At 46.8% G+C, this 562-nt stretch carries 1 pseudogene; it reads left to right on the top strand.

Going from position 1 to position 562, the window contains the following annotated elements:
- Positions 1-198: pseudogene (locus A3729_RS30865) on the top strand (IS110 family transposase); the annotation flags it as partial.
- Positions 199-562 lie beyond the last annotated feature (364 nt).

Raw genomic sequence — 562 nt, 5'->3', positions numbered from 1 at the left:
GAGGTAATTGATCAAGCTTGGCAAGCACAACAGAGATTATGTAGACGATATCAACGACTAATACACAAAGGTAAACATCGAAGTGTCGTGGTAACGGCGATCGCACGAGAACTGATAGCTTATATCTGGTCAATCTCGAAGGAAGTCACCTTACCCAGAATAGATCCAAAAACACGAATCTCACGCGTACCCGCTTAAGTAGATAAGGAATAATACATGAACAAGTTTAGCGTCAATGCAAAAGATCAAGCAGCGGCTGTGGTGCAATCACCGAAGGCGTTAGGTTGGCAATGAGCTAGCAGTACATTGATCCACGAGCATAGACTGAAGACAGGCACCACGACGTAATAAGTAAGGTTGGATAGGTTAACGCGTCGCGTTAGCAACCCACGAATACCAGCATGATCACCGTCGAAATTACTTGCTTCATCTGATGCGTTGACGCTTCCCTAACGGGAAGAATGTTAATTAAAAAGAAAGGCTCTGGCCGAGGTTCCGGCAGGATTTTGTGCGGGCCTCTTGACGTGGGGAGTCATACCAACGCCCGCATTTGCGGCTGGTT

This window comes from Oleiphilus sp. HI0043, from assembly GCF_001634935.1.
The sequence above is the reverse complement of the archived record's forward strand: the minus strand, read 5'-3'. Positions and strand labels throughout refer to the sequence as shown.